The organism is Methylobacter luteus IMV-B-3098, assembly GCF_000427625.1.
GTDB classification, from domain to species: Bacteria; Pseudomonadota; Gammaproteobacteria; order Methylococcales; family Methylomonadaceae; genus Methylobacter; species Methylobacter luteus.
Genome location: NZ_KE386569.1, coordinates 2392792 through 2407727, shown reverse-complemented (window position 1 = coordinate 2407727; position 14936 = coordinate 2392792). Strand labels below are relative to the sequence as shown.

The following is a 14936-nucleotide window of genomic DNA, read 5'->3' as shown; positions in this document are numbered from 1 at the left end:
GAACATCTAAATGTTGGGGTCGAATTATTCGTAGCCCGCAGGTGCATGTCCTGCTTTACTGGCAGCTACCTGCCAGCTGTGCTGAGTATCACCTAAAACAGGACGGAAGGACTATATAGGGTCGATAGCACCTGTTCGCCACTCTCAAAAGCCGACATTCACCACTGGCGTCATGGGATTGGCATCGATGGCCGGGTTAGTATCGGTACTCGGGGCGATTTTCGACCGGAATGGCTGGCTGGTAGTGGACCAGGCAGGCCACTCAGGGTTGCGTGTCCAGTTTTTGCCCCTGCCAACAGGGCCGGGAATAGGCTCATCTTGGGCTGATGTCTAGGCTTTATTCCTCGCCTGCAGACCGGCGTTATTCCTGGTGTTTAGACTGTATGACTTCTGCATAAACGGCCAGCCCACATTCCCGCTGTTGGAAAACCGTGCTTGCTGCCGATAATAGGGGTAATCATCACTAGCCATTATAAATAATAAAAAATTTCAGCGAAGCACTAAAAAACTTTTTCATTAGTTCGGCGAATGGCCCTCAAAACGGATGCTTTCAGAAGAGCAGCGCGGTGCACCAAGCCCGCAACAAGGCCATAATGGGTTCAGAACCTTGTTAACTTTGCTTTCATCACCGCCCGATGCGGCTTTTAATCGATAGCTGTAACGGCCTGCAAATATAAATCGCAGGACCTGCAAACAGCCATTTTTTCGGCCCGGATTAACTGCCAATAGCCAACCCCTTCGACCCGAATTAAGGGTCTTGCTCACTTTTGGTGATGCAAAACTCAAAAGTTATTCTGGCTCAGCAGTCAGCGTGTCGTAGCGATTGACTGCGGTACTGGATTTTGAACGAACGACTGGAAGACTGAGATCCTTAGGACAGGCCTGGCGTGTCAGGTGCGGGCGTAGCAACAACCGGCCGCAAAGGCATCAGGCGGCTAATAAAAACCGCCGGGTTAATAGATCCAGACCCGCACGCCCGTACATCGACCGCTTCAGCGTTTTGAGCCGGTTGATGTGGCCTTCGACCGGACCGTTGCTCCAGGGCAAGATCAGGCTGGTTTTCACGGCGTCATAGTCGTCGCGCAGCCCTTTGGCAAAGCGCTGCAAGGCGGGGCAGATACTCTGGGCAGCGCGCACCAGCCAGTGATCAAAGCGGTCGGGCTGCCGTTGACGGACCATCGCGGCAAACTCGCGGGCGAGTTCAATGGCGGCTGCTAATTCCGCATGTTGCGCTTTAAGCTGCAGGATCAAGCGTTCGTCCTCCTCGGTGCGTTGTTCGGGTCGTTGCAATACCAGCCGCGTGACACGTCGGGTAGTGAGCGCCCGCAGCCGAGTTTGATTAACTTTGGGCAGTTGCCCCGGAGGCCGCTGTCGAGGCTTGAGTCCCTGGGCCTCTCGCAACCGGCGGGTGTAGCGCGCTACTGTAGCATAGCTACCGCCATAGCCTTGGCTTTGAAGCGCGCGGAACAGCGCCAAGGTTTCACGCTGCCCCGCATTCCAACGCTCGACCAGGTAGGCTTTGTAGGGATCCAAGAGGCTTCTGCCCCGATCGCTGCGCTCCTTGCGTTCCGGAAAGACCGGGGCCTGAAGGTAGCGGGTCACGGTCATGCGGCCGATGCCCAACTGTCGGGCAATGACGCGATCAGACCAGCCGTGGCGGTGCAGTTCCCAGACTCGGGTGTAATGGGCGAGGCGCCGCGCCCGGCGCTGTTCGGCCCGTTGCCTCGCCAGAGGCGGCGGTCGGGTTGGTGGCACCGTGACGGTGCCGGCAGGGATACTCGGTTCCGACTTAAGCTGCTTCTTGACCTCAGTGAGTGCGGAACCATGGGCGCTGAAGACCTGATCGAGTGCTTCGCTTAGGTTCTGCAGCAAATGAAAGCGATCGGTCATCTGGATCGCCTGCGGCGCACCCGCGCGAATCCCCTCCGCATAGGCGATGGACCGATCCCGGGCCACCATCTTGACGCCGGGATGTGCGCACAGCCAGCCGGCCAGGGTATCGGCTTGGCGGTCGGCGAGCAGTGCGACCGGCCGGCTTTGCTCCAGATCGACGAGGATCGTGCCGTAGCTTTGGCGTTTGCGATGGGCCCAGTCGTCAACCCCCAGAATAGCTGGCGCTGGTCCGTCCGGCAAAGGTTGACGGCGTATCAGCCGTAACAGGGTATGACGAGACACCCTGATGCCGAGGCGGTCGCTCAGCCGAGCCCCGGGTGCCCCGCCCAAAGCCAGGCCGATAGAGGTCAGACGTTCGGCCAAGCGATTCGTGCGTCGTGCCCACGGTTCGGCCAGGTCGGGCAGACGTTCGGTGAAAATTCGTCGTGAGCAAGCAGCGTTGTCACAGAAGAGCTTACGCACGCTGAGCTGAATCTGAAGGCCATAACCACTCCACGGCAGATCCGTCAGTGTGCGCTGATAGCGGCTGTGGAGGCGTGCCGCCGGCTGATGGCAGCCCGGGCAAGAAGGGGTTGGCTGTAGGGAGGTTAACTGCAGTACAAACTGAGTTTGCGTAGTTTCAACCCGCCAGGCATCAAAGCGAAGATCGGGTAACGCGAGGAGTTGTTGAACAAGGAAATGCATCTCCTTGATATGGGGATAGCCGGTTGAGAAATCATCACCAAAAGTGAGCAAGACCCCAAAATAAATGCGACTGAGCTTGCATTTATCCGCACGGGCTTGCAATCGATTCTCTCGGGCTCAAATTATCTGCAACTTTGCGACACGAGGTCGCTTGGAGAAGTTGTTTCCACAAGGCTGTCGGAAACCACCCGTGTCACCGGGTGAATCTAGGGGCATGAATAAAGAGCTGCCCTGACAACGTAACGAAGCATGGCGAGAGTCATGCGGGGTGCAAATCGCGAGAGGCGCACCCTCCTGGTAACCACAAACCAGGTGAGTACCAGATAGCTGGTATGGTGAAGATATCTGAACCTGTGATAAAGACCGTCATTAATGACAAGCGGAAGTGGTTTATACGCTTGACCAAAAGGTACTGGAGGCGGGTAGAACGTTTAGTTGCTGCGTTCTCGTGACCCATACGCTTCCCGGTCGACAGCAGGCACCTAACCCGGCGTACTTCCCAAGGGAAACGTGGAAACCCCGTATCGCTCCCGGCCTTGACCGGGACAGCGTGCCGTGAGGTGCACCTAGGGCGGTGCGGGTTTGGGATGTCGGAAGAAGCGAAAGCCGTGCTTTAATGGCACGGATACGGGTTTAAACGTTACCCGGCACGAAAGTGCGCCCACGTCCGACGGGTCTTTAATTGCAAGAGAAGAGGTAGAACCGACCTTACCCCCTGTGTCAGGATAACTGTCGCCTCTAATTTTCATTGATTGACTATTAGAGGTAATGAAATTGAAAAAGAAGACTTATTATACGAAAGCTTTTCGCCAACAGGCGTTGGAGAAAGTTTATAACCGGGGCGATCGTACCGTTCAAGCGATTGCCGATGACTTGAACATAAACAGCTGGACGTTGAAGAACTGGATGAAATTACCGAAAAACGTGGTTGAGGGCCAAGCCGACCTGATGACAAAACGACCTCAAGACTGGAATCAGAGCGAACGTTTTCAACTGATCCTGGATAGTCAGGGCAAGGCAGGGGAAACATTGCATGCCTGGTGCCGGGAACAAGGGATTTTTCCGCATCATTTACACGCCTGGCGTAAAGCCTTTGAAACCGGCACGTCGGAGACTGCCGTCAGTCGCGCTGACTGGCGAGAACTGCAAGTGAGCCATCAAGCGTTACAGCGGGAGCTGAAGCGCAAGGAAAAAGCCTTGGCGGAAGCGGCGGCCTTACTGGTTCTGCAAAAAAAGTATCAGGCGCTCTGGGAGGAAAAGGACGCATGATTTCCCTGTCAGAGCGCCAACAAATTGTGTCTTGGCTAGACGAAGCCCACGCCGCCGGAGCCCGTCGGCATCGAGCCTGCGACTTATTGGGGATCACCTTGCGCACATTGCAGCGCTGGCAGCAATCGGGTGAAGTCGCGGAAGACGGTCGTCGCGGCCGCCAGCTGATTCCCGCGAACAAACTCAGTGAGCAGGAGCGTCAGTCCGTGTTGTCGGTAGCCAATTCGGCCGAATTTGCCGCGCTGGCGCCCAGCCAGATCGTGCCGATTCTGGCCGAGCGGGGTCAGTATCTGGCTTCGGAATCGACCTTCTACCGGATCTTGCGCGAGGCGAAGCAACTTCAGCATCGCCAGGCCAGTCGGGCGGCCACCGACTGCCGCAAGCCGAAAGCCCTGAAGGCCACGGCGCCCAATCAGCTGTACAGCTGGGATATTACCTATCTGCCCACGGCCGTCAAAGGGGTATTCCTGTATCTTTATCTGTTTATGGATGTTTACAGCCGCAAGATTGTCGGTTGGCAGGTGTACGAACGCGAAAGCAGCGAATGGGCGGCGGACATTGTGCGGGATATCGTGCAGCGGGAAGGCATCCCCCGTCAGCAGGTGACTTTGCATTCTGACAACGGCGGCCCCATGAAGGGTGCCACGATGCTGGCGACCCTGCAGGCCTTGGGCATCCTGCCGTCGTTCTCGCGACCGGCGGTGAGCAATGATAATCCGTATTCGGAAGCCTTGTTCAAGACCCTCAAATATCGGCCGGACTATCCGGTCCACCCCTTTACGGATTTGAATCAAGCCCGACGCTGGGTGTCGGGCTTTGTGGACTGGTATAACCATGAACATCGGCACAGCGCCATTCAGTTTGTCACGCCAGATCAGCGGCATAGCGGACAAGACTTCGCGATTTTGAAACAGCGAAAGGCGGCCTATCAAGCCGCCAAAAAGCGCCGTCCGGAACGCTGGCGGAACAAAACACGAAATTGGGAGCCTGTACTTGAGGTCTATTTGAACCCTGACCAGAAGGACAAAAATATAATTCGGCAGGCGCTGAAAAAAGCGGCCTGATTTAACTGTTGAGGCGACAGTTATTTTGACAATTACCGTTTATGCCCTTTGGATATTCGCACTCAACAAGAGCCATAACGTTTTAGAAAGCTTGGCAAGCGTCTCGGGTCGAATACCCATGGGGCACAAGTTAATTCGACCCTACAGGCGCTTGACGTATGGGCAAATTGTCTGTGTAACATCAGATGCTATGAATCAAAACAAAATCAAAGTGCGCTATGGGCAGAGTGGATAAACCCGGCATTTCGAAGTTGCCGATGCCGGGGTTACGCTAAAATTCCGGCTCAACCGGCCCAGCCTTGACCGGATTGAACATCTGGCCCGATATTTCATGTTTACGGCGCTATCGCTCAATTTTTAACGGATTGTATCGAACTGACAGCGGTGCCGGCCGGTCTCATGAAAACAGACAACCGGTTAGACGTACCGCCGGCAAATCGCCCTGGTTCAGGACAGCCGCTCACCGTGCCTCGGGTTGTTTCTCCGGGATGGAGATTTCAGTTGCCCTCGCCGTTCGGCTTATCCACAAGGGTGTCACTTCTATTGGCTGGAAGGTAAAAGCGATGAAATCCGATGCTGGAAGATGGGCTGTGGTTGTTCTGCTGAGCACTGCCATGTGCGGTTGCTCGAGCATACGCGCGCGGAATGAAATCCCCAACAAGGAATGGACCGTCTATCCCGGCTCTAGGAAAGACGTGAAAGAGATGGGGGAGATATTCAAAGGCGAGCGTACGGAACCGGGATGGGTCAAAGGGCTGATAACAACCATCCTGATTGTCGACCTGCCTATCTCGACCGTCTTCGATACCGTTATCGCGCCCTATGATGTGTATCGCATATACAATCCCGAGGACTTCGAAAAGGCCCGCGGATCATCGGAAAGCCCTCCGGATCAGGAGGCTAACGGCCAGGATGCCGAGTAGGGTACGCACTGCGTACCTTTCAGGCTGTCTAAACTCAAGCGGGCCGGGGTTTGAAACCCCGGTCCTGATGTTTCTGCGTTGTCTGAGCCAAGCGGCCGCGCTTAACCCATGCCAGAACGTTTCGGACGGGGCAACATGCCCCAGCCGGCTATGGGCGTACGCACTGCGTACCCAGGCTTACATTTTTTCCATGCTCACGGCCGGTTATCTCTTCCGATTTTTGCCACGAAGGCATCAGTACGGCCGCCGCCCAGCAGAGGCTGGAGAGGCTTCTCGGTAGGGAAGTCATTTGTATCAAATGTAACCCCCGTGATGTAGCTGTTTCCCAAAATATCGACAGCGATACCTTCGCCACCATCGGAACCGCTGCCTCCCAGGAAGGTAGAGAAAGTGAGGGAAGAGCCTGTTGGGTTCAGCGTGGCCACGATAGCATCCCCGCAATCGCCAAAAGCATTGGCGTGACACGTGGCCTGTAGCGGATTAACTGTCGTGAGATCGGACGATTCCGAGCCGCCCGTGATATAGGCATTGCCCCTGACATCCACGGCAATGTCAAAAGCAAGGTCTGCTTTACTGCCGCCCAGATAGGTAGAATAGATGAGATTAGAGCCGCCGGGCGTCAATTTCAGCACGAAGGCATCTCTGTTGCCACCGTAAGCGGATTGCAAGGCGCGCGCGGTAGGGAAGTCGGAAGACACAGTATTGCCCGCCACGTAGGCATGACCACGGGCATCCACATCGATGCCGCCGGCAAAGTCAAAGTCACTACCCCCAATACAGGTAGAATAAACAAGGCCCGAGCCGTTGCGATTCAGCTTCGTCACAATGACGTCCGATCCACAGGTCGTCTGAAAGGCCCCCGGCGTTGTCGGGAAGTCGGACGAAAAGAACATCGATCCAGCCACGTAAGCATCACCCCTGGGCGTGACGTCGATGGCAAGCCCGATCTCATATCCACTGCCGCCGAGATAGGTAGAGTAAATGAGCGCCGAGCCGTCGCGGCTCAGTTTGGCCACGAAGGCGTCATTGGGGCCTTTGAGATTGCGTTGGAAAGCGCCTGCCTTGATTGGAAAGTCAGCTGAGTAAGTCGTCCCCACCACGTAGGCGTTCCCTCTGAAATCAACCCCAATATTGGAATGACTCCGGAAAGCGTCTATCTCATTGCCGCTGCCGCCGAGATAGGTAGAGTAAATGAGCGCAGAGCCGTCGCGGCTCAGTTCGGCCACAAAGGCATCGAAGTTACCGCCATTGTCGGGCTGCAAGGCATGCGCGGTAGGAAAGTCGGTAGAATCGGTAGTTCCTGTTATGTACGCATTGCCGCGAAGGTTTAGAGCAATGCCCATACCTTCCTCATTCCCGCTGCCGCCGAGATAGGTCGCGTAAATGAGGGCAGAGCCGTCGCGGCTCAGTTTGGCCACGAAGGCATCCGTCTGGCCACCGTTCGCCTCCTGCAATGGTTTGGCAGTGGGGAAATTAGTTGAAGCGGTTGTCCCTACCACGTAGGCGTTCCTCGCGAGATTAACGGCAATATCATTCCCCTTATCGTCAGCATTGCCGCCCAGATAGGTGGAGTAGCTCAGCACGGGGTCGATCACCAGCGGCTGGGCTCGATCCCAGGCTGTGACTTGGAACCCCACCCGGTGATCATCCTTGAGCACATAGCCGCCATCGACGGGTTTGCGGGCGCCGTCGATCTCCTGATAGATAACCGGCTTGCGCAGGCGGATATCGCCGCCCGCCGTGTGCAGGACCAGTTCTCCCGCCGGATTCACCTGGATGCGATCAGCGCCCCGGAAAGCCAGTTTGATGGTGCGCGGGTCGGCGCCCGGCGCCACCACGAAGTCATACTCCAATTGCCCCTGGTTGCCGTAGTACACCAGCTCCACGCCCGGATAGACGTCTTCGTAGGCGACCTTGCCATAGGTGGGTATGTTTGTGTGCCATTTGGCGGGGTCCTTGCCGATCAGATAATTGACGCGTCCGGGCAGCGCTTCCTTGCCCAGTACCTCGGGCGCGGAATTGGACCCGATGAGCTGCATCCGCAGCACGGTTTCCCCCGTCTCGGGCGAAGGCGGGGATTTTGCGAGAGAAGCAGCCTTAGCCCGGGCTTGAGGTTTTTTCAAGGAAAGCACGGCTTCAGAAGGGGTCAGAAACAATGTGTAGCCACGGCCCCGCGAGAGAAATTTCACCTGGGCATCCGCCTGGCCCTGGTTGGCCTCAAAGCTGAGCGGCAGCTTGTCGTAATTCGATTGCACCTGGGCCTTCAGGCCCGGAGCCGCCGATGAAGCGGCTGACGCAAGGTTGGACATCACAGCCAGACAGATCAGGACTGCGGCTATGCCGCCTGGACGCAAACCATGGACGTTCGATGAGGCGAATTGAGTTTGTTCCACGAGTACCTCCTGATGCTAGGAGTCTGTCGGACTTATCAGCATTTAAATCTCATCAGTTGTAAAATAGTGATGAGTTCAATCATTTTACCGCCATGATTTCTGATGAGTCGCTTTATTCAGTTTGATCGTAACCAACAGTATTTGCTTCCGCCGTCCGTGGACGAATGGTTGCCGGAAGACCACCTGGCACGCTTTATCGTCGAAGTGATCGATCAGCTCGATCTATCAAAACTGACAGGCCATTATTCTGGACGGGGTTCAGCGGCTTATCATCCGGCACTGCTGTTGGCCCTGCTGATCTATGGTTATGCGACCGGCACGTTCTCCAGTCGCAAGATCGAGCGGGCAACCTACGATTCAGTGGCGTTTCGGTTCATTGCTGCCAATCATCATCCCGATCATGACACCCTGGCTCATTTCCGCAAGACCTTTCTGGTGGAGTTGGAGGACTTGTTCGTACAAGTGCTGACACTGGCGCAGACGATGAAACTCGTCAAGCTGGGACAGATTTCGCTGGATGGTACCAAAATCAAGGCCAATGCCTCGAAGCACAAGGCCTTGTCCCATGGCCACATCGAAAAGCTGGAAGCGCAATTGCGTGAGGAAGTGCAGGCCCTGCTGAAAAAGGCAGCGGACGTTGATCAGGAAGAATTGGCCGACGGTATCGATTTGCCGGCGGAAGTCGCGCGTCGGGAAGATCGCTTGAAAGCCTTGGCGGAAGCCAAGGCCAAGATTGCCGAACGGGTTAAAGAACGGGACGAACAAGCCCAAAAAGACCACCAGGAGAGACTGGCTGACCGGGAGCGCCAGCGCCAGGCGGGCAAAAAACCCCGAGGCCAGGAGCCCAAGGCGCCCGAAACCGGCCCCCAAGCTAAGGACCAGATCAACCTGACCGACGAAGCATCGCGGATCATGCCGAGCAAGGACGGCTTCGTGCAGGGCTACAATGCCCAGGCGGCCGTCGATGTTGACAGCCTGCTGGTGGTTGCCGCCACGCTCAGCCAGCATACCAACGACAAGCGGCAAGTCGAGCCGATGCTGAAAGCGCTGAACGCCTTGCCGGACAGCCTCGGCAAGCCGGAAATGCTGCTGGCCGACAACGGCTACTTCAGCAAAGACAACATCCAGGCCTGTGTGGAGCAAAAAATTACACCCCTCATCGCGCTGGGCCGGGAAGCCCATCATCTGCCATTGGCGGAACGCCTGACGCCGGATGCACCGGAACCTGAAAGCGATGACCCGCTGGTCAAAATGGCCTGGAAACTCAAAACCCAGAGTGGCCGCACGCTTTATGGTAAACGCAAAAGCACGGTCGAGCCGGTATTTGGGATCATCAAACAGGTACTGGGCTTCCGCCAATTCTCGCTGAGAGGTCTTGATGCGGTAGCTGGTGAGTGGAAACTGGTGACTATGGCCTTCAATTTAAAGCGAATGCATGTGCTGGCGGCCGGATAACGGAAAAATAACCCGAAATAGCTCTTGGTTGGGCAGAACCGAAGACTCAATGCCGCCAATAATCCATATCGGTCAAATAAGAATCATAATACTGAACCCTGTCCGACAGACTCCTAGGGTGAATTTAAACAAACGGAAGACTTGGGCTTAAAGGGGAGGCGCAATGGGACGAACAACAGGGTTAAGCGCCAGTGGTGCGCCGAACAGGCGGGTGCAGGCCGTGTTGATTGCGCATAGGTTGTTTTCAAGGACATCCCCTGGACTGAAAAAATCAGCCTTTAACCCGAGGGTAGTATGGTAGGCGGGCAAGTCTGCAAAATCAATACGTTGGAGCGCGTAGTAGGAGGCTTGCCGCAACGGTGGCTTTTCGCCCAGACGGGCCCGGGGTTTACAACCCCGGCCCTGACGTTTCCGCGCCGTCCAGGCCGCATGGCCGCACTTGACCGACGCCGGACTGTTCGAACGGAGCGGCATGCCACGTCCGGCCACGATTATTAACTGCCGTATTCTGAGTCTTTTTTCCCGGCCTTGCTTAAGGTTGACTATCGTTTCTGATTTTTGCCACGAAGATATCACCATTGCCACCGTAGGCAGGTTGCAGGGCATTCACGGTCGGGAAGTTGAGTGATTCAGTATCTCCTGCTACATAAACTCTCCCCTGCAGATCTACGGTGATACCCGAGCCCCTATCAATATTATTGCCGCCCAGGTAGGTGGAATAACGCAGCGCCCTGCCATCAGCCGCAAACTGAGCAACAAAGGCATCACCACTGCCACCGTAGGCAGGTTGCAAGGCATTATGGGTCGGGAAGTTGGGCGAGACGGTATATCCCGTCACAGCTGCTTGACCCCGTCGATCCACAGCAATACTGTAACTGCCCTCATCACCACTGCCGCCTAGATAGGTGGAATAGCGTAGCGCTGAACCATCAGCCGTGAGCTGAGTGACAAAGGCATCTCTATCACCACTCCGAGTGGGCTGCAGGGCGTTATAGATCGGGAAGTCGGTCGAGTTGGTTTCGCCCGCTACATAGGCCTGGCCCCGCCGATCCACTGCGATACTCGAGCCATCATCAGTACCACTGCCGCCCAGGTAGGTCGAATAGCGTAACGCCCTGCCATTGGCTGTGAGTTGGGCCACAAAGGCATCGTCTCCCAACGCCCCTGGCGGACCAGGGTGCAATGTAGGTTGCAGGGCGTTTTTAGTCGGAAAATTGGATGATGAGGTCCATCCCGTTACATAAGCCCGACCCTGCGGATCCACAGCGATACCCGAGCCCTCATCAATATCACTGCCGCCCAGGTAGGTGGAATAACTCAGCGCCCCATCGGCTGTAAGTTGGGTGACAAAGCCATCAATGTAGCCACCGCCGAAAGCGGGTTGTAAGGCATTTTTAATCGGAAAGTTGGTCGAGCGGGTGGACCCTGCCAAAACAACCTGGCCCCGCCGATCCACGGCGATACCGCCAACCCTTTCCTCTTCGCTACCGCCCAGATAGGTGGAATAGCGCAGTGCCGCACCGTCAGCCGTGAGCTGAGTGACAAAGGCATCAAATTTTCCGCCGCCGAAGGCAGGCTGCAAGGCGTTATGGGTGGGGAAATCAGGCGATAAGGTGATCCCTGTCACAGTAGCTTGGCCTCGCGGATCCACGACAATGCCTTGGCTGATATCAAATTCACTGCCCCCCAGGAAGGTTGCATAACGCAGCGCTGCGCCGTCAGCTGTCAACTGGGCGACAAAGGCATCAACAGGATAGCTGCCGCCAGAACGACTGCTCAAGGTGGGCTGGACGGAGTTTAAGGTCGGGAAGTCGGTTGAGCTGGTCCTCCCCGCCACATAGATTCGCCCCTGCAAATCAACGGCGATGGATGGTGTGAAGATATCTTCATAGGTCCCGCCCAGGTAAGTTGAATAGACCAGCACCGGATCGATGACGAGAGGATGGGCGGTATCATAGGCGGCCACCTGAAAGCCCACCGTCTGACCTTCCTTGAGCACATAGCCGCCGTCGATGGGTTTGCGGGCGCCGTCGATCTCCTGGTAAATGACCGGCTTGTGCATGCGGATGTCGCCGTTCGCCATGCGCAGAACCAGTTCTCCCGCCGGGCTGACCTCGATATGCCTGGAACCCTTGAAAGCCAGCTTGATGTTATGCGGATCGGCACCCGGCGCCAGCACGAAGTCATATTCCAATTGTCTTTGATTACCGTAATACACCAGGTCCACGCCTGGGTAGACGTCTTCATAGGCGACCTTGCCATAAGTTGGCACCTGCGTGCGCCATCGGCTCGGGTCCTTGCCGATCAGATAGTTAACGCGCCCAGGCAGTGCTTCCTTGCCCACGACTTTTGGAGCTGAGTTTGCTTCGACGAGATGCAGCTGTAGTATGGAACTGGAAATTTCGGAGGAAGATGCTAATTTTGTAAGAGCAGATGTATTGATCTTAACTTTGGGCTTCTTTAAGCTCAGCACTGCCTCGTTGGGTGTCAGAAACAGAGCATAACCCTGGCCCCGAGCCAGGAATTTGACCTGGGCATCGGTCTGGCCCCGGTTAGCTTCAAAACTGAGCGGCAGCTTGCCGTAGCTGGCTTGAGCCCGAGCCTTTACGTTCAGCGCCGCCTGTGGCGCGGCCGATGCGAGGCCGGATATGAAAGCCAGGCAGGCTGCGCCACAGACCATGCGGCTTGGCCGTAAATTATGCGTGTTCGATGCGATGAATTGAGTCGGTTCCACGAGTATCTCCTGATGTTAAATAAATCAAACAAATGGAAGTCGTGTTGCGGGATTGAAGTTTCAGGCCACTGTTATTGCGCGTACGTCGCTCTCAATGCTATTCCCTGACTGAAAAAATCAGCCCTTGACCTGGATATTTCATGGTAAGTGTGGATACCGAACAATCAATACGTTAGACAACGTAATATCCATTCGTCAGGATGGGTAATAGAAGGCTTACTCGCAGCACTTCGGCGCATCGTGGACTGGGTTTCCGCAAAGCTTCAACCCTGAGTGAAGAGGAGTCCATATCATCAGCCTGCATAGCGTCTTTATAAAGAGCGGCCGGCGGCCGCCCTTTGCGGGCGCCGTTCAAACCCTGAGCAGGGCCTTGCTCATTCTTTCGGAAAGCTGCTCTGCCGTCCCCATAGGTGGAATAGCGCAGAGTCATACCATCGGCTGCGAATTGAGCGACGAAGTCGTCAGCGCCGCCAGCCAATGTAGGCTGCAAGGCGTTACTGGTCGGGAAGTCGGACGAGCCAGTGTATCCCGCCACAACAGCTCATTCTTCTCTTAAGCACGTAGAATAGTTCAGCGCCGAGCCGTCGGCTGAAAGCTGGGCGACAAAGGTCTCTCCCACATCGCCTCCAGGGCCGTCGCAAACAGGCTGCACGGTGTTCTTGGTTGGAAAATCAGTTGAGTATGTATACCCCGTCACAGTAGCTTGACCGCGCGGATCCGCAGCAATACCTGTACCAAAATCATCCTCGTTGCCGCCGAGATAAGTCGAATAGCGTAACGTTCTGCCATCGGCCGAAAGCTTGGCCACAAAGGCATCAAATTCTTTGCCGCCGAAGGTAGGCTGCACGGCATTCTTGATCGGGAAGTCGCCTGCTGATTCGGTACCCCCTGCCACATAAGCCTGTCCTCGCGGATCCACGGCGATATCGGTGCCCCAGTCAGTTCCGCTGCCGCCCAGGTAGGTGGAATAGCGCAGCGCCCCATTGGCCGTAAACTGGGCAACAAAGGCATCAGAAGTACGATAACTGCGCACAGCGGGCTGCAAGGCATTGCGAGTTGGAAAGTTTGGTGAATCGGTAGCCCCTGTCACATAAGCTCGACCCAGTTGGTCCACGGCGATACTTCGACCCTCGTCCGTCCATTTTCCTCCCAGGTACGTAGAATAGTTCAGCGCCGAGCCATCCGCTGAAAGCTGGGTGACAAAGGCATCACTACTGCTGGCAAAGACATCAATACCCCCGCCAAAGACAGGCTGCACGGCGTTCTTGGTCGGAAAGTCGGGCGAATCGGTAACCCCTGTCACAACGGCCTGTCCTCGCGGATCCACGGCGATACTAGAACCAAATTCGCCTTCGCTGCCGCCCAGATAGGTTGAATAAACAAGTGCGGATCCCTGCCGATTGAGTTTCGCGATAAAGACTTCGCCGCCATAGATACCGCCACGAGGGATAGGTTGCGGGGCGCCCGCGTCCGGGAAATCGGGCGATTTGCTCTCTCCTGTCAGATAGGCCGGTCCCCGCGGATCCAAGGCGATATTGCCCCAGCGAGATTGGCCGGCGGAATAGACCAGCGCCGGATGGATGATGAGCGGAAGGGTGGCGTCATAGGCGGCCACCTGAAAGCCGATCGTCTGGCCAGCCTTGAGCACATAGCCGCCGCCGATGGGCTTGCGGGCGCCGTCGATCTCCTGATAGATGAGGACCCGCTTGTACACGCGGATGATGCCGTTCGCCATCCGCAGAACCAGTTCTCCCGCTGGACTGACCTCGATTTTATTAGCACCCCGGAAAGTCAGCTTGATCTGGCGAGGATCGGCCCCCGGCGCCAGCACGAAGTCATACTCCAGCTGCTTTTGATTGCCGTAGTACACCAGGTCCACGCCCGGATAGACGCCTTCATACGCGACCTCGCCATAGGTGGGTATGTTCGTCAGCCATTCGGCGGGGTTCTGGCCGATCATATAATTGACCCGTCCGGGCAGCGCTTCCTGGCCCAGAATACGAGGGCTGGGGTTAGCCCCGACCATCTGCATCCGCAACACGGCCTCGTTGTTCTCAGGGGTTTTCAGGTGCAGCACTGACTCGGTGGGTGCCAGAAACAGGGTATAACCCAGGCCCCGAGCCAGGAACTCGACCCGGGCATCCGTCTGGCCCTGGTTGGCCTCAAAGCTGAGCGGCAGCTTGCCGTAATTCGATTGCACCTCCTTTAAGTCCGGAGCCGCCGATGAAGCGGCTGATGCAAGGTTGGACATCACAGCCAGACAGATCAGGACTGCGGCCATGCCGCCTGGACGCAAACCATGGACGTTCAATGAGGCGAGTTGAGTCTGTTCCACGAGTACCTCCTGATGCTAGGGTGAATTTAAACAAACGGAAGACTTGGGCTTAAAGGGGAGGCGCAATGGGACGAACAACAGGGTTAAGCGCCAGTGATGTGGCAAACAGGCAGGTGCGGACCGTTTTGATTGCGCATAGGTTGTTTTCAAGGACATCCCCCTGGACTGAAAAAATCAGCCCTTAAC

At 56.2% G+C, this 14936-nt stretch carries 7 protein-coding genes and 1 pseudogene; 3 read left to right on the top strand and 5 right to left on the bottom strand.

From position 1 onward, the window contains the following. Positions 1–927 precede the first annotated feature (927 nt). Positions 928–2577, bottom strand: a complete 1650-nt coding sequence (locus METLU_RS0113010) for an ISL3 family transposase (RefSeq protein WP_027158592.1) — start codon at positions 2575–2577, stop codon at positions 928–930. 768 nt (positions 2578–3345) lie between these two features. Here METLU_RS0113010 and METLU_RS0113000 point away from each other — a divergent pair. Together METLU_RS0113000 and METLU_RS0112995 are read left to right on the top strand one after the other, a co-directional pair. Then, positions 3346–4910: pseudogene (locus tag METLU_RS0113000) on the top strand (IS3 family transposase). Positions 4911–5473: 563 nt separating this feature from the next. Beyond that, a complete protein-coding gene (locus METLU_RS0112995; RefSeq protein WP_027158590.1) occupies positions 5474–5833 on the top strand; it encodes a YceK/YidQ family lipoprotein in 360 nt (119 codons plus the stop codon). 194 nt (positions 5834–6027) lie between these two features. Here METLU_RS0112995 and METLU_RS0112990 read toward each other — a convergent pair whose 3' ends face one another. Continuing rightward, positions 6028–8226 (bottom strand): DUF7948 domain-containing protein, encoded by a 2199-nt coding sequence (locus METLU_RS0112990; RefSeq protein WP_027158589.1) that lies wholly within the window; start codon positions 8224–8226, stop codon positions 6028–6030. 102 nt (positions 8227–8328) lie between these two features. Between METLU_RS0112990 and METLU_RS0112985 the strand changes: the two genes are divergently transcribed. After that, positions 8329–9681, top strand: coding sequence for an IS1182 family transposase (locus METLU_RS0112985; RefSeq protein ID WP_027158166.1), 1353 nt, complete (start codon positions 8329–8331; stop codon positions 9679–9681). 532 nt (positions 9682–10213) lie between these two features. Here the strand turns inward: METLU_RS0112985 and METLU_RS0112975 are convergent. From METLU_RS0112975 to METLU_RS26770, 3 genes are all read right to left on the bottom strand, one after another. Further along, on the bottom strand, positions 10214–12415 hold the full coding sequence (locus tag METLU_RS0112975) for a DUF7948 domain-containing protein (protein ID WP_027158587.1): 2202 nt from the start codon (positions 12413–12415) through the stop codon (positions 10214–10216). Positions 12416–12587: 172 nt separating this feature from the next. Next, positions 12588–12950, bottom strand: a complete 363-nt coding sequence (locus METLU_RS0112970) for a hypothetical protein (RefSeq protein ID WP_027158586.1) — start codon at positions 12948–12950, stop codon at positions 12588–12590. 6 nt (positions 12951–12956) lie between these two features. Further along, entirely contained in the window at positions 12957–14696 is a 1740-nt protein-coding gene (locus METLU_RS26770) for a DUF7948 domain-containing protein (protein WP_155920551.1), read from the bottom strand. Positions 14697–14936 lie beyond the last annotated feature (240 nt).